This is a genomic window from Spirosoma arboris, assembly GCF_009754945.1.
GTDB lineage: Bacteria > Bacteroidota > Bacteroidia > Cytophagales > Spirosomataceae > Spirosoma > Spirosoma arboris.
Genome location: NZ_WPIN01000006.1, coordinates 338,865 through 354,430, shown reverse-complemented (window position 1 = coordinate 354,430; position 15,566 = coordinate 338,865). Strand labels below are relative to the sequence as shown.

The 15,566-nt window shown below is 46.1% G+C and carries 11 protein-coding genes; 8 read left to right on the top strand and 3 right to left on the bottom strand.

Features of this window, described 5'->3' with window-relative positions:
• The first annotated feature begins 154 nt into the window (after nt 1–154).
• The 3 genes from GO755_RS18445 (at nt 155) to GO755_RS18435 (ending at nt 3,831) form a co-directional block, all read left to right on the top strand.
• On the top strand, nt 155–1,171 hold the full coding sequence (locus GO755_RS18445; protein WP_157586704.1) for a GntR family transcriptional regulator: 1,017 nt from the start codon (nt 155–157) through the stop codon (nt 1,169–1,171).
• 338 nt (nt 1,172–1,509) lie between these two features.
• Complete coding sequence (locus GO755_RS18440) at nt 1,510–2,268, top strand: class I SAM-dependent methyltransferase (RefSeq protein WP_157586702.1); 759 nt, start codon at nt 1,510–1,512, stop codon at nt 2,266–2,268.
• A gap of 60 nt (nt 2,269–2,328) precedes the next feature.
• Nucleotides 2,329–3,831 carry a Gfo/Idh/MocA family protein gene (locus tag GO755_RS18435; protein WP_157586700.1) on the top strand — a complete coding sequence of 501 codons (1,503 nt, stop codon included), beginning with the start codon at nt 2,329–2,331 and terminating at the stop codon, nt 3,829–3,831.
• Nucleotides 3,832–3,919: 88 nt separating this feature from the next.
• Here GO755_RS18435 and GO755_RS18430 read toward each other — a convergent pair whose 3' ends face one another.
• Both GO755_RS18430 and GO755_RS18425 read right to left on the bottom strand, forming a co-directional pair.
• The gene (locus GO755_RS18430; protein ID WP_157586698.1) at nt 3,920–4,318 is read right to left on the bottom strand and encodes a hypothetical protein; all 399 of its coding nucleotides are present in this window, start codon (nt 4,316–4,318) and stop codon (nt 3,920–3,922) included.
• A gap of 80 nt (nt 4,319–4,398) precedes the next feature.
• Nucleotides 4,399–5,538 carry an FG-GAP repeat domain-containing protein gene (locus GO755_RS18425; protein WP_157586696.1) on the bottom strand — a complete coding sequence of 380 codons (1,140 nt, stop codon included), beginning with the start codon at nt 5,536–5,538 and terminating at the stop codon, nt 4,399–4,401.
• A gap of 524 nt (nt 5,539–6,062) precedes the next feature.
• Between GO755_RS18425 and GO755_RS18420 the strand changes: the two genes are divergently transcribed.
• The 3 genes from GO755_RS18420 (at nt 6,063) to GO755_RS18410 (ending at nt 12,452) form a co-directional block, all read left to right on the top strand.
• A complete protein-coding gene (locus GO755_RS18420; protein ID WP_157586694.1) occupies nt 6,063–6,950 on the top strand; it encodes a Nif3-like dinuclear metal center hexameric protein in 888 nt (295 codons plus the stop codon).
• A gap of 603 nt (nt 6,951–7,553) precedes the next feature.
• The gene (locus tag GO755_RS18415) at nt 7,554–10,784 is read left to right on the top strand and encodes a SusC/RagA family TonB-linked outer membrane protein (RefSeq protein WP_157586692.1); all 3,231 of its coding nucleotides are present in this window, start codon (nt 7,554–7,556) and stop codon (nt 10,782–10,784) included.
• Between the two features lie 99 nt (nt 10,785–10,883).
• Complete coding sequence (locus tag GO755_RS18410) at nt 10,884–12,452, top strand: RagB/SusD family nutrient uptake outer membrane protein (RefSeq protein ID WP_157586690.1); 1,569 nt, start codon at nt 10,884–10,886, stop codon at nt 12,450–12,452.
• 72 nt (nt 12,453–12,524) lie between these two features.
• Here GO755_RS18410 and GO755_RS18405 read toward each other — a convergent pair whose 3' ends face one another.
• The gene (locus GO755_RS18405; RefSeq protein WP_157586688.1) at nt 12,525–13,373 is read right to left on the bottom strand and encodes an AraC family transcriptional regulator; all 849 of its coding nucleotides are present in this window, start codon (nt 13,371–13,373) and stop codon (nt 12,525–12,527) included.
• A gap of 205 nt (nt 13,374–13,578) precedes the next feature.
• Between GO755_RS18405 and msrA the strand changes: the two genes are divergently transcribed.
• Nucleotides 13,579–14,241, top strand: coding sequence for a peptide-methionine (S)-S-oxide reductase MsrA (gene msrA, locus GO755_RS18400; RefSeq protein ID WP_157586686.1), 663 nt, complete (start codon nt 13,579–13,581; stop codon nt 14,239–14,241).
• 85 nt (nt 14,242–14,326) lie between these two features.
• Complete coding sequence (locus tag GO755_RS18395; protein ID WP_157586684.1) at nt 14,327–15,535, top strand: MFS transporter; 1,209 nt, start codon at nt 14,327–14,329, stop codon at nt 15,533–15,535.
• The last annotated feature ends 31 nt before the right edge of the window (nt 15,536–15,566 follow it).

Sequence of the window (15,566 nt, the reverse complement as noted above, 5' to 3'; positions counted from 1 at the left end):
TTAACCAGTTGAGAGGTTTAGATGATTAGTATTACTACTTGATCGCTTTTGTCTAATGAAGGCTGAAAGTAGGCGGTCGTTATCCAGAGACTTTCCTATACTGTCCTAGTTTTTTGACCATTAAGACTATTTTTTTGTACGAAACTAATAGCCCATGATTTATCACATAAAAATTAATGATTATTCAAATACGCCCAAATACCAGCAGATTTATAATTCAATTGTAGAAGGCATTGAAAATCGGGATATTCTACCGGGCGACAAACTACCGTCCATCCACGAACTTTGTGCCGAATTTGATATTTCAAAGGGCACCATAGAACGGGCTTACGAACTTCTGAAAGAGAAAGAAATTATTGGCGCTGTTAAAGGAAAAGGGTTCTATATAAACTACACGCCGACGGGAAATAACCTAAAAATATTCCTGTTATTCAATAAGTTAAGTGCCCACAAAAAAATCATTTACGACTCCTTTGTGGAGTTATTAGGACCGGGCGTTGCCATCGATTTTTTCATTTATAATAATGATTTTCGGTTATTTCGGGATTTGATTCAGCGGCAGGCTCGCAATCATACGCATTACGTTATTATCGGCCATTTTTTCGAAGGTGGCGAAAAAGCAGATGAACTCATTAATAGTTTGCCGAAGCACAAATTAATTATTCTGGATAAGCTGGTGGAAGGGATAACGGGCAGCTACGGCGCGGTATTCCAAAATTTCGAGCGGGATCTGTATCAGTCATTAACGGATGCCCTGCCGCTGCTGAAAAAGTACTCGACACTGGGCATGTTGTTTCCATCCTACAGCTACCATCCCAAGGCCATTCTGAACGGATTTTACAAATTCTGTTATGAGCATGGGTTTAAAACCAAGGTGATCAATACGGTCCAGAATGAAGTCATTCAGCCTGGACATGCCTATATCAATCTGATGGAAGAGGATCTGGTTGAGCTCATCAAGCGCATAAAAGAAACGCCCTACGTCGTTGGTCAGGAAGTGGGTATTCTTTCTTACAATGACACACCTCTGAAAGAGTTTTTGCTGGATGGTATCACTGTAATTTCAACCGATTTTGCTCAAATGGGTCGAACAGCCGCCCGATTAGTCCTGAACGCCAGTGTCGAACATGTAGAGAATCCGTTTCGGCTTATTGTACGCAAATCGCTTTAACCTACCGTTTCCTAAATCAAGTTGTTCTCTACAAGTACGTTATGTAGATTCACAGACTAAACAAAGTATGCCTGTGATCTCCTTCGCATAACCCTTTTGCAAACGATTTTCCGTTGCACTATGGGTTCATATCTCCCTCTTCTTTAGACTGCTCGCGTGGGTAGCCCATTTTTTACATGTCTATACTTCGCCGTATCATACTGATACGGAACGCATTTGTATTCAAAAAATCATTCTCACCGAGTTTTTAGTGGCGTCAGGTTCGAAACTTGACGCCACTAAAACCGGATGAAACTGCGCATACTTTAATCATTAATTCCAAAAATTTTCCTCAGACAATGAACATATCAATTGATAACGAGTGGTACGAAACTTTCTTTTCTGGCCTTAACTGCGAAATGTGGGAAAAAGCCGTGTCGGCAGAATGGACGACACAGGAAGTCGATTTCTTATTGTCAACACTAGCGGTTCAACCCGGTGCTGCACTCCTGGACATTCCATGTGGCTATGGACGACACACTGTCGAACTAGCCAAACGAGGCTTCACCATGACCGGATTTGACATATCTGTCGAATTTCTCCAGCTACTTCGAGAACGTATTAAAGCTGAGCAATTAGCTGTTCAGGTGATTCAGGGGAACATATTGACAGCCGAGATTCCCGGTAGTTTCGATGGAGCCTATTGTATGGGCAATAGTTTTGGTTACGTCAATTATGAGGGTATGGCCGTATTTGTGAAGAAAGTGGCTGCTACTTTAAAGCCAGGGTCCCGATTTGTCATCAACTCAGGTCTGATGGCGGAGAGTATTCTGCCCAATTTCCCCAAAACAGGTCATTATGTACTTGGCGATTTAACTATGGACATCAGCAATTCGTACGTAGTCGAAGAGAGTTATATGGCTACCGAACTCACCTATACCAAATTAGGCCAATCGGAAGTGCATTACTTTAAGCATTACGTCTACACGCTTTCTGAAATAAAACGATTGTTGGAGCGATATGGATTGCGCACAATTGCCGTTTATAATTCAACTGAAAAGCAGAATTATACGCTGGGCGACCGCCAAATCTACCTGGTAGCAGAAAAATCATACTAGTCTATTGGGTAAATTTTGTCGTATATATTCTTATCAGTCAGAACTCCTATTCATTTTCTCATGAATCAGTCAGATAACTCTACGCCTGAGCAAAACAGCCCGGGATCAACTTCGAGAAGGCAATTCATCCAGGCTAGTGCTTTAGCAGCTACTAGTTTCTTCATTGTGCCCCGACACGTACTGGGTGGAAAAGGTTTCATTGCACCCAGCGATAAACTCAACATTGCCGGGGTCGGCTTTGGCGGTAAAGGGTTTAGCGATACGAACAATTCTTACAACAACGGAGCCAACAACATTGTGGCTCTTTGTGATGTAGACTGGGGGCTTCCTCGTGTCAAAGAGAATTTCACTAAGCACCCTAACGCGAAACGCTACAAGGATTTCCGTGAGATGCTGGACAAGGAAGGCAAAGCCATTGATGCCGTTACCGTATCAACCGCCGACCATACCCACGCAGTTGTAGCTATGGCCGCTATGCAGCGTGGCAAGCACGTGTATGTGCAGAAACCCCTGACACACAACATTTACGAAGCCCGGATGCTCACCGAAGCTGCTCGTAAATACAAGGTTGTGACACAAATGGGCAACCAGGGTTCGTCGAACCCACAGCAGAAACAAATGGTGGAATGGTTCGACAAAGGGCTTTTGGGAACGGTGCATACCGTTAATCTCTGGACCAACCGACCTGTTTGGCCACAAGGCATTCCCGTACCACAGCCAGCCGGTGAAACACCAGTTGATCTGGATTGGGATCTCTGGCTCGGACCAGCTCAGAAAGTTGGCTACACGCCCGCCTATCACCCATTCAAATGGCGTGGCTGGTGGAACTTTGGTGCAGGTGCCCTTGGCGACATCGGCTGTCACATCATGGACACACCATTCCGGGTACTGGGTCTCGGCTATCCAACCGAAGTGGAAACCAGCATTGGTCAGGTTTTCATGAAAGACTGGACACCCGAGTACATTCCCGAAGGTTGCCCACCATCGTCGCACGTGGAATTGAAATTCCCAGCAACGGCCAAAAATAAATCGGCGGTGAAAATGATCTGGGAAGATGGTGGTATCCGCCCCTTCCGCCCAGATATGCTACCTGCTGGCGAGCCCATGCCGGAGAATGGTGAAAATGGCGTACTTATCCACGGCGACAAAGGCTTGCTGATCTGTGGCATGTATGGCGAGGACCCAAAACTGTATACCAAAGACGGACAGAAAATAGTAGGCGATCCGAAACCAAAACCTGCTGATGGTTCTAAACCATTGCCAGAAAATGGTCACCAGGTTCTATGGACCGAAGCGTGTAAAGCAGGTTTCAACAGCAAAGAGCACAAAGCACTTACCTCTTCGTTCGACTTTGCTGGTCCCCTTACCGAATCTGTTCTGATGGGTAACCTGGCTATTCGCAGCTATACCGTTCGTACACCAAAAGCTGACGGAAAAGGCTTCAGCTATCCAGGTCGGAAACAACTGACATGGGACGGCAAAAACATGAAAATCACGAACTTTGACGAAGCCAATCAATTCGTTAAGCGTGAATACCGTGAAGGCTGGTCGCTAAACGCGTAGTATTTAGTGGAATAAGTGAAGTGGGTGCAGTAAGTGAAACAGGTATTTGATATCTATTTCATTTACTGCACCCACTTCACTTATTCCACTAAATACTAAACAACGACTGTACCATTGACCGTAACCTTGCATGGGCTACGTAAGCCCAGATGAGCAGCATGTACATCGAAAAATCCTGGTACGATACAGGCAGTGCTATGTTGTTGAAATAGTAGCGAGTTGCCGTAAAATCGAGTGTAGGTGTAAAGCCGATTAGATTTTCATAGCCCAACATCAATGTTAGGCCAAGCGCATAGAATAGGTATTGAGGTTTGCGAATTGCCCACAAAATGCCTGCGAGAATCGTAGCCCCGAATCCAGCATAATGCTTCCAGGTTAATGCCAGATCCGTAGTGGCGGCAACATAAACAGAATAACCCTGAACGGCAATCAGGACAAGTACAATTAATCCGTAGCCGTAAAACTCTTTCAATTGAGCACGCTGCATACAGGTAGTAGTTACGATAAGCGATCAATACAATTGATAAAAATACGCCAAAAACTACTACGCATATAGGCTAACACCCATTATTTTTTAGAAGCGCCTTCATTAAAAAATACAACCAGTCCATCCTTGCCAGCCACAATAATGTCTTTACGGCCGGTTTTGTGCAAATCGGCTACAGCGAAGTAAATGCCAGTTCCCTTGCCAACACCCGCCTGCCCATACGCGATGTCGTGCTTCACAAACTGCTTTTTCGATGCATCCCAGGTAAAATAGTACAGACCAACGGGATCTTCTTCGCCGGGATCTCTACCATTATGTGCTCGAAAACGTTTACCCGTTAGTAGTTCCGGCCGACCATCTCCCGTAATGTCGATCCACTCCAGACAGTGGTATTGCGAGTTTTTTTCATCAATCAGATGCTTTGTCCAGCCTCGTTGTCCGCTGGCGTCGCGAGTTTGTTCGTACCAGTGAAGACCATAACTATGTCCTTGTCCTACAATAAGATCATTCAGGCGGTCCCCATTCACATCGGCTACAATAATGGGCACACTGGCCGTACCGAATGCAAATTCTTTATGTAATGTCCAGGGGCCAGACTCCCGATTTTCAGGTGCTTCGAGCCAGCCATCGCTTACAATAAGATCACCCCGGCCATCGCCGTTAACGTCGCCGAAGCCGAGACCGTGGCCCTGAGTTGGCGCAACCGTAACCGTTTTGAATACGCCTGGGCTGACCAACTTAAGATATTTGAGGGGATGATTTGGATTGTTGGGCACAATGTCAATAATGCCATCGCCATCCACATCCCAGGCGCGGGTTGTTTCAACGTTACCAACTTTGCCAATCTCGTGCAATGGCCACTGACTATCCTTTTTCGCCGGATTTTCTACCCACCGAAGCGTTTGGTCAAACCAGCCACCCGTTACGAAATCCATCCGCCCATCTCCATTCACATCCAGCGGAATTGTCGAAAAATCGTCGTAATACTGATCTTTTCGGGGCTCGTTTCCAATGAGGTGACGATTACGAAAACGGGGACCTTCGTACCAAAAATCGCCTGACACAATATCTAGAGTGTCGTTTTTATCGACGTCAAATACACCTACCGATTCATAACTTTCGGCAGCAACGAAGTATCGATTGAAGCGGAGTGTGGGTTCGGGAGCGGTTGCCCCAATAAGTACAGATAGTACTAAAAGACTACCAAAAGGTCGAAGCATATGTGAATGGTCTATGTAATTTCAGTATGTTCACTATCACTTCTTAGTAGCACTTCCCTAAGAAAGGGTAGATTAATCAAGAAATAGATTTAGAGAAAATAGACTGATTTACGATCCGATTTGTCGTTATGAAAAAAGGGATTCTTGCACAATTCATACTCTACTTATATTGGGGTTTCTTACCCTGGCCACAGTCAGCCCGTTTGACTCGCCTTTTAAGAATTCATTTAAGTGCTCTCCAAACATATCTGATGAATCGGGTAAGCCTAGAAACAGCGAACTTGATATTTCCCACCTGAACGATTTATCGATAGTTCACTAACAAGAGTGAGGGTTCCGAAAGACCAGGTTACTGAAAGCATGTGAACTGATCCCAACTACGATTCCCTGCCGGACGATCTTGTTTTAGTATCAAAGGTCAGAACTCGAATTGATATCTTTAAACTCAATTGGTTTTCGTATGATCTTTACAAATTACAATAGCCCTGATTGACGATGGCCCAAAGCTCCTACAACCTACTAAAATGGCTACTCCTACCACTTCCCGTCGTACTTTCCTAATGGCCTCTTTAGGCTTTACAGCTACCAAACTAATTAAACCCTTTAGCCATCAAGTACTCACCGCTGGCCAGGTCATCGACCGAATAAAAGCTAGTGTGGGTATTCCCTGGCGCGAACAAACTGTCGATAATCTGATTGCAGGTACTCCCGAAATACCCGTTAAAGGAATCGCTAGTACGATGATGGCCACTCTGGATGTACTTCATCGAGCTGCCGACAAGGGCTTGAACATGGTTATCACCCATGAGCCAACTTACTATTCTCATCAGGATAGAACGGAGCCTATTCAACAAGATGCTCTTTATCAACTCAAGCGCAGTTTTATTCAACAGCACGGCATGGCCGTGTTTCATTTCCACGATCACTGGCACGGGCACCGGCCAGATGGCATCGCGACAGGGATGATCCGGGAACTGGGTTGGGAGAAAAATATTGATTCACAAAATCCCCGCCTATTCACGTTTCAGGAGACACCACTGGCACAGTTTGCTCAGGGAATAGCTTCCAAATTGACTATTCGTACTATGCGCGTCATAGGTGATCCACAATTACCAGTTAGGCGAGTTATGGCCAGTTGGGGCAATGTAAGTCTGATGCCGGGAGTTCCTTATCTAGCGCAGGCTGATGTACTGATTGTTGGAGAGACTCATGAGTGGGAGTTAGTAGAGTATGTTCAGGATGCGATTGCTTCTGGCCAAAAAAAGGCGCTAATTATATTGGGACATCTACTATCCGAACAGGCTGGCATGAAATACTGTGCCGAATGGCTGAAAGGCTTTATCCCCGAAGTTCCCATTGAGTTCATTGCATCAGGCGAACCCTATTGGCGTCCTGATTTGCCTGCCAAATGAATCCTTTAACGATGGGTCAGTCCTGCATTCAACCGAGCAGTACGGAGACTACTATACCGGCATAAAATCGTTCGTAGACTGCACAGGTCTTCGGGCATATCCTACTGAAATTCATCACTGAAAAGTATCTCTTCTACCTCCCCGGTTTAGAGCTTACAGCTTAGAACGTCCTCATCAGAGACATGATTTATCTATTTGATAATTGACTACTATTTAGTGAGCCAGTAAGCGAATAGTGCAATTGGCTCACTGATAAATATCACCTTACTTTCTTTTCTACTGATGCCCTGTAAGCTGCAGTTGGCACTGACTTTGCCACGCCCTCAAGAATATAGTGTTAAGCTAATGTTAGTAATTTATACCTACTATACGCATTACTAACACAATCAGCCCAACAAAGCATATTAGGCTCATATACTCAATTAGTTATCTACTATTTTTTAATAACTTCTTAACTGGCTTTTAATTATTTTCTAATTCTAATGAGTAGGAATGAGATATATACTAGTTTTAACACGTAGAGTTCAATTAGTTTTTAATGTACTTTATACATTTTTAATCTCCATTTACGCTCAAACCTAAGCATTAATGATCACAACTTCTATGAAAAAACACCTACCCCCTCAACCTTGGTTTGGCAGGCAGCTTTATCGCACGGCCACTCCATTGCTACTCGCTTTTTGCTGTATTAGCTTAACCCATGCAAAGAATCCGACTGATCGGGGCACCCTTGAAAGAAACCCGACCATTGTTGCCGACAGGACGCTGACAGGCTTGGTTTCAGATGAAAAAAATGAAGCTTTACCGGGTGTAAGCGTTCTTATCAAAGGAACCTCACGCGGTACAGTTACCGATGCCAATGGCCGCTACCGATTAGATGTACCCGATGGTACTTCTACCCTCGTATTTTCTTTCGTTGGCTACCTTCCTCAGGAAGTTCAGGTCTCCAATCAGGCTTCGGTGAATATTAGCTTAAAAGCCGATAGCAAAGTGCTTGATGAGATTGTGGTTATTGGTTATGGTACAACCAAAAAATCAGATCTTACCGGAGCTGTTGCTGGCGTGAAAGAAGCTCAACTTATGGAGCGTCCGGCCCCGTCGCTGAACCAGGCTCTATCAGGTCGTATGCCAGGCGTACAGGTGAACAACAACTCAGGTCGTCCTGGTGGTCGTACAACCGTCCGTATTCGCGGATTTAGCTCGATTAACTCGTCTAACAACCCGCTCTATGTAATTGATGGTGTGATGCTGCCACAAGGTACAGGCGACCAGTTCAGCAACCCAATCGACTATATCAACCCAAACGATATTGTCAATGTTGAAGTACTGAAAGATGCCTCGTCAACGGCTATCTATGGTGCTCGGGGTGCTAACGGCGTTATCCTGATCTCGACCAAAAAAGGGAAAGCTGGTGAAAGCCGGGTTACTTACGACACCCAATTCAGTGTTAACACCATTGGCCCCAACAAGCCTCAGGTTTTGAACGCCAAAGAATACCTGGCAACTGAAGATCTTGCGTACGCTAACATGGCGAAATTTGACCCCGCTGGCTGGGCTGCTGGTAAGTGGACTTATCTGGACCCAGTAGTTCGTCGGAAAGCATTTAGTGCGCAGCATCCAGGTGTTTTTGATGCTAACCTGAACCCATTGTACGATACCGATTGGTTCAAAGAATCGTCGCAGAATTCACTTTCGCAAAACCACCAGTTGGGCTTTAGCGGTGGTAACGAGCGTACACAATATTCGCTTTCGCTCAACTACCGGGATGATCAAGGTCTTATCAAAACGTCGTACATGAAACGCTATTCTGGCCGTTTCTCGATTGACGATCAGGTAAAAAGCTGGTTAAAAATTGGTGGTACGCTGAGCTATAACAACCAGAATGAGAACCTGGTTGATATCAATGACGCGGTAGCCCGGCAAATTGTGGAAGACTTCCCATTCCTGCCAGTACGTTACCCCGACACAGGTATCTTCGCTGAAAACCGCGATTATCCGTACGCAGAGGGAACGATGAGCTCGGTACACCGTTTAATGGACCGGAAATATATTCAGGTTACCCAGACGCTCATTGGTAGCTTATATACCAATATCAATTTTGGTAAAGGGCTGGAAATGCGGACTGTATTAGGTAGCAACGTTCAGACCCAGGAAATTAACCAGTCGCAAACCCGTACCCTGAACATTGGTGGTAATGGTAACGCTGATGTTGCCAACAACCGTACCTCATTCTGGTCGTTGGAAAACTACCTGACCTATAACAAGCAGTTTGGCCAGGATCATTCATTCACTGGTTTATTGGGTATTTCGTGGCAGGAAACCAATCAGTTCGGTATTGGTGGTGCTGTTAGTGGATTCGCTACCGACTACTTTGGCTACAACAACTTAGGTGCTGGTGCAACCAATCCTTCTGTTAGATCAAGTGCTTCGCGGTTTGCCTTTAACTCGTACTTCGGTCGGATTAACTACGGTTATAAAAACAAGTATTTGTTCACGGCAACAGGCCGGGCCGATGGTTCGTCTAAATTCGGGGAAAACAACAAATTCGCGTTCTTCCCATCGGCAGCTTTAGCATGGCGTATTTCGGAAGAAGACTTCCTGAAAGGTAATGCTGTCATCTCTAACCTGAAACTGCGTTCTAGCTATGGTTTGACAGGTAACTCGGAGATCCCACCTTACCAGTCGCTTTCAACGTTAAACTCGACCTACGCTGCTGTTTACGGCAATACGAAGGTTAGTGGAACGGGTATCAACCGCTTGGCTAACCCTGACCTGAAATGGGAAAAAACCGCACAAACTGACGTAGGTCTGGAAATTGGTCTGTTCAAAGGACGGATCAATGTCGAAATGGATTACTACTATCGTTTGACGACAGACATGCTCCTTGATGCTCCTGTACCACAATCGAGTGGTTACGCAACCATCCGTCGTAACGTCGGTTCGATGGAGAACAAAGGGTTTGAGTTTGGGATCAATACGGTGAACTTCAACAAAGGAAATTTCTCCTGGAATACGTCGTTCAACATTTCGCTTAACCGCAACAAAGTATTGTCGCTGGCTACCCCATCTGATATCTTCGGTGTAGGTGGACCTAACTTTACCAACCAAACCAACATCATTCGGATTGGTGAGCCAGTAGGAGCATTCTGGGGCTTAACTCGTGCCGGTGTATGGAGCGAAGCTGAACGCGATCAGGCAGCTCAATTTACCAGCTACCGGAATGGTCTGACCATGTTGCCTGGTGACATCAAGTACTTAGACGTAAACGGAGACAAAGCGATTACCGATGCTGACCGTAGTATTATTGGTAACGGTAGCCCAAAAGGCTGGGGAGCGCTGACCAACAACTTCAAGATAGGCAACTTCGATGCTACGCTTGAACTGCAGTACATGTATGGTAACGACGTTATGCTCATGAACCTGCACCCAAGCGAAGACCGCCAGGCGCTGGCTAACAGCTACAAATCGGTACTAAACGCCTGGACCCCAACCAATCAGGGTTCCGTGATTGCTCAAGTCCGGGATACACGTGCTGGTTATGTAACGAACGTAGATAGCCACTGGATCAAGGATGGTTCATTCCTACGCGGTAAAAACTTACTGGTAGGCTATACTTTCCCAGCCGCAATGACCAACAAGATGAAACTGAACCGGCTACGTGTGTATGCTTCGGCTCAAAACTTCTTCCTGTTAGTATCTGACCCAATCATCGGCGATCCTGAAGTAACGCCAACCAACCAGGGTACTACCAGCAGTGCGTTCTCGCAAGGCGAAATCTGGCACAACTACCCAAAACCAACTACGTACCTGTTAGGCCTTCAGATTGGCCTGTAAAATGTCAGTCGTTTGCTTCGCGTTGTTGCTAGTTGTTAACGACGCGAAGTAAATGACCTGAATACACTCATTTCAAATTCTTTGATTCCTCATTCAATTATGAGACATACCCTCGTAAAAAATATAACTAAAGCCTTACTGTGTGGCGCGGTATTGGTAGGCCCTGTGGGTTGTAAGGACTTCCTGAAAGAACAGGCGCCTTCAAACCTGACTCCCGACAATTTTTATACCATCCCTGACCACGCCGAAGCAGCTATTGCTGCAACCTATGCTGGTCTGCGATTTATGGGTGATGGGGCAGGTATTTTCTCCAGCAACTGGCAGTTACTGGAAGCTCTAACGGGTACTTCTACTACGGAAACCGCTCAAAACTCTGACTTAAACAATCTTTACGGGTTGGTTCATGACGGAAATACGGCTCACATCGTTAACTACTGGAATGGTCTGTATAAAGTAATTGCGCAGGCTAACCAAACCATCGATAAAGTTCCAGGCATTACGCCAATGGATGCTGCTCAGAAAGCCAGAATCCTTGGTGAAGCGCGTTTCCTACGGGCTTCGGCGTACTTTACTACGGTTCAACTATGGGGTGACATCCCTCTGATTACTAAACCACAAACAGCCGCTTCGGCCGACTTCCTGCCAGCACGCACCAAAGTAGAGGATGTGTATAAGCTGATTGTTGATGATTTAGTAGCAGCCGAAGCAGCAGGACTGCCCTGGATGGATGCAACCAACGGACGGGTTACTCAATCGGCGATCAAAACGCAATTGGCAAAAGTTTATCTGACTATGGCAGGCGCTCCATTAAATAAAGGTGCCTCTTACTATAAACTGGCTGCTGATAAAGCCTTTGAAGTGATTACGTATGCCAATGCAAACCCTACTACGATTAATCTGTTTACGAACTATAATGACGTACACAGTGAAGGGAAGAAGAATCAGACTGAACACCTCTTTATGATTCAGTACAATACCGTAGTAGCAGGTAACCCGATGGATAACTTCTATCCCAACTTTAAACCCGTAACCTACAATGGTCCTGGAGGAACGGGAAGTTCGGTACCAACACCTACCTTCTACAATTCGTACGAACCAGGTGATTTACGGGCAAAAGACCAGGATGGCTATTTCTATACCACCTACTATACCAACGGTAATGGTGCATCGTTCGCACTGGGTGCTCCTTATGTGTTTAAGCATTTCAACCGGACAGCTAACGGTACTTCTGGCATAGCAGGCACTCGTCAGAATAACCTGAACGTGCCTCAGATTCGTTATGCCGAAACCCTGTTGATTTATGCAGAAGCGCAAAATGAAGTGGGCGGACCTACACAGGCGGCTTATGATGCGATGAAGCGTATTCGCGACCGGGCTACGCTAACCACCCCTGATATGGGCACCTTTACACAGACTACCTTCCGGGAAGCTGTTTGGCGGGAGCGTTGGCACGAACTCTGCTATGAGCAAATTACCTGGTTTGATATGGTTCGGTTACGGAAGGTCTACAACGAAAAAACCAATGGTTTCGACAACTTCGTTGGTCACATCAACCTGAGTTCGAATCAGGCTTTACAGGAAAAACACCTGTTACTACCTCTTCCAAAACAGGAAATGTTGAACAACCCAAATTTGAGACCACAGAATCCAAATTATCCAGGCGTTTAAATGAAATAGGTCATAAAAAAACTCCCCGACTAGTGTTAGTTGGGGAGTTTTTTTATGACCTAGTGGGTACCCTTACCCAACCAACTCTTTCCGATAAGCACTCGGTGTTTGCCCAGTTACCGACCGGAAGGTCTTGTTGAAGTGCGATAGGTTATTGAAGCCAACGGCAAAACCTACATCGGCCACCGTACGAGCCGAATGCAATAGCCGTCGGGCCTGATTGACACGGTATTCGTTCACAAAATCGGTAAACGTCAGGTGGGTCATGCGTTTGAAATAGCGGCAAAATGCCGGAACAGTCAGGCTGGCCAGATCAGCCACAACCTGAATATCCACTGGTTCGGCGTAGTGCTGCTCTACATACTGGCAAACCCGATTGATGCGTTCCTGTTCTTTCGGATTCAAATCAAATCGAACCCCGTTAGCGTGCAATGGTTCCACATCAGCTGCATCGGCTAAGTGTTGCAATACCCGCAGTAAAGTCAGGAAACGCTCAAATGGTGCCTGATTAGGCAACTGTTCCAGCAATGGACTCACCTGTTGTTTGGTACCAGCTCCAAATGTCAGACCCATATGCCCACGCTCAAATAGCCGTTTAACTGTAGCTAGTTCGGGTTTTTGCAAAAACGGCTCGCCCATAAAATCGTCGCGCATCTGCACCACAATTTCCTCATACTGCCCTTCTATTCCATAACTAAAATTGAGGTGCGGCAAATTCGGGCCGATAAATACTAGTTCACCCGCTTCATAACGAGACACATTCGTCCCAACCCGTCGCTGTCCGGTTCCAAATGGAATGTACACAATTTCATACTCCGGGTGATAGTGCCAGTATACCCGACAGGTTTCAGCCTCCGTATTATGAATCACCCGGAATGAACTACCAGCTTCGGGCTCTATTTTTTCGAATTGAAGTTTCATACAAGGGAGGGTTTTGCCACGGAGATTCACAGAGGCTAAAAGAGATACACGAAGGAATAATAAAAAGTCTCTGTGTATCTCTTTTTACCTCTGTGAATCTCTGTGGCAAAACTTCTTTATCACGAATGTATCACATTACACAATCAGGAAACCGCCAATGAGTTTTAATCGTTTATATAGCAACAGAATCCAATCGCGAAACAGCATGAAACGAATTCATTTATACGCGCTTAGCCTCCTCTTACTAGCAGGCTGCGCGCAAGGTCAGTCAAAAGACTATACGCCCGCTAAACTCCCGACCCTTAAACCAGGCGAAGCCGTCGCTACATTTGCCGGAGGTTGCTTCTGGGCCATGGAAGAAGGCATGAACCAACTTAAGGGTGTTCGGGAAGTAATTTCGGGCTACGCAGGTGGCAACGTCAAAGATCCAACGTATGAACAGGTTGGGACCGACCAAACCGGCCATGCTGAGTCAGTACAAGTGTATTACAATCCTAAAGTAATCAGCTATGCACAATTGCTTGATGCTTTTTTCGCTGGTCATGATCCCACGACACTCAACCGCCAGGGCCCTGATGTTGGCCGCGATTATCGGTCAGTGGCGTTTTATCGAACACCAGAAGAAAAAGTCGAAATTCTGGAGGCCATAAAACGCACAAACGACTCGAAACACTATGCAAATCGGGTTGTGACAGAAGTAACGCCAATTACGGTTTTCTATCCAGCAGAAAACTACCATCAGAACTATTTTGCGCTGCATCCAAATCAGCCTTACATTCAGAGTGTGTCGTTACCAAAGGTTGAGAAACTACGTAAAGCAATGGTCGGACACCTCAAAAATAATACAGCGTTAACAATGCTTGACTAGTTGTTGGCCCCAAAAAGTCAATACAGCATTAATAACGGATAATAGATTGCAAAAATAGCCGGCTAGTGCCGGCTATTTTTGCACTATGAATACAACTGCACCTTTGAATAGCCCCTCGCGTAATCTCTTCGTACAGAACCTGCTAACGTTTTTCTTAAATCGGCAGGCACTGGCCGTTGGATTAGTATTTGCATGTGATAGCATCTTGTTTGGGAGCTGGGTCGCTCACATTCCTCACGTTAAAGAAAAACTGCACCTGTCCGATGCCGAATTAGGGCTGACACTTTTTGCCATGCCCGTCGGTCTGCTCATTATGAATCCACTAACAGGGTGGATCATCGCCAAGCTTGGTGAAGCACGCGCCTGTTTATGGTCGGCAGTGGGCATATCGCTGGCCGTTTGCATTCCCATCAACGCGCCAAATACAGTTGTGATGGCCTTGGGCTTATTTTTGTTAGGTCTGTCCAGCGCACTGATCAATGTGGCCATGAATACCTGCGCTACGAATGTAGAGCGAACACAAGGCATTATCATCATGTCGTCCTGTCATGGAATGTGGAGCCTGGGCGGTTTGCTCGGTTCGGGTATTGCCGGTGCCGTCATTGCGCTGCATATATCGCCCCAACTCCACATGGGTATTATTTCGGGCCTGGTATTGCTGGCTACGTTTCTTCTCCAACCTTCATTGATAGCCATTCCCTCAAGCAGCCGAACTGAATCGGGAGAAAAGGCGGGCTCGTCCTTTGTTCGGCCTAACCTGGATTTATTGCTAATGATTCTGATTGGTCTGGCAGTGGCCATGGGCGAAGGGGTAGCCCTCGACTGGAGCGCGGTGTATCTGCGCGAAACCATTGGTGCCAGCAGCCAGATTGCAGCCCTGGGTTTTGGCGCTTTTTCACTGACGATGACCAGTTTTCGTTTCTTCGGTGATGCTGTTATTCCCAAAATTGGTGCGAAACGCTGGCTTCAACTTGGCGGTTTGTTAGCTGCATCGGGGCTGTTCTTTGCCATTGCTCTACCCTACCCGGCAACAGCATTAATTGGCTTTGCTTTACTAGGTGCTGGTTGCTCACTAGGCGCGCCCATTCTGTATAGTGCCTCTATGCGTGTGCCAGGTATTCCACCAGCGGCTGGTCTGGCTACGTTTGCTACATTTAGTTTCATCGGTTTCCTGGCTGGCCCACCCGTCATTGGGTTCGTATCTGAAGCATTTGGCCTTTACTACGGTCTTGGATTCGTAGCAATTATCCTCCTCATTTCGGCAGGATTGTCGCGGATCGTAAAGTTATTCTGATTCATTTCTGTCATTCAAAGCAGCGTAATCA

What these genes read in the sequence shown, in the direction of transcription:
- GO755_RS18445 (WP_157586704.1), top strand. Translation starts at nt 155, where the DNA reads ATGATTTATCACATAAAAATTAATGATTATTCAAATACGCCCAAATAC.
- GO755_RS18440 (WP_157586702.1), top strand. Translation starts at nt 1,510, where the DNA reads ATGAACATATCAATTGATAACGAGTGGTACGAAACTTTCTTTTCTGGC.
- GO755_RS18435 (WP_157586700.1), top strand. Translation starts at nt 2,329, where the DNA reads ATGAATCAGTCAGATAACTCTACGCCTGAGCAAAACAGCCCGGGATCA.
- GO755_RS18430 (WP_157586698.1), bottom strand. Translation starts at nt 4,318, where the DNA reads ATGCAGCGTGCTCAATTGAAAGAGTTTTACGGCTACGGATTAATTGTA.
- GO755_RS18425 (WP_157586696.1), bottom strand. Translation starts at nt 5,538, where the DNA reads ATGCTTCGACCTTTTGGTAGTCTTTTAGTACTATCTGTACTTATTGGG.
- GO755_RS18420 (WP_157586694.1), top strand. Translation starts at nt 6,063, where the DNA reads ATGGCTACTCCTACCACTTCCCGTCGTACTTTCCTAATGGCCTCTTTA.
- GO755_RS18415 (WP_157586692.1), top strand. Translation starts at nt 7,554, where the DNA reads ATGAAAAAACACCTACCCCCTCAACCTTGGTTTGGCAGGCAGCTTTAT.
- GO755_RS18410 (WP_157586690.1), top strand. Translation starts at nt 10,884, where the DNA reads ATGAGACATACCCTCGTAAAAAATATAACTAAAGCCTTACTGTGTGGC.
- GO755_RS18405 (WP_157586688.1), bottom strand. Translation starts at nt 13,373, where the DNA reads ATGAAACTTCAATTCGAAAAAATAGAGCCCGAAGCTGGTAGTTCATTC.
- msrA (WP_157586686.1), top strand. Translation starts at nt 13,579, where the DNA reads ATGAAACGAATTCATTTATACGCGCTTAGCCTCCTCTTACTAGCAGGC.
- GO755_RS18395 (WP_157586684.1), top strand. Translation starts at nt 14,327, where the DNA reads ATGAATACAACTGCACCTTTGAATAGCCCCTCGCGTAATCTCTTCGTA.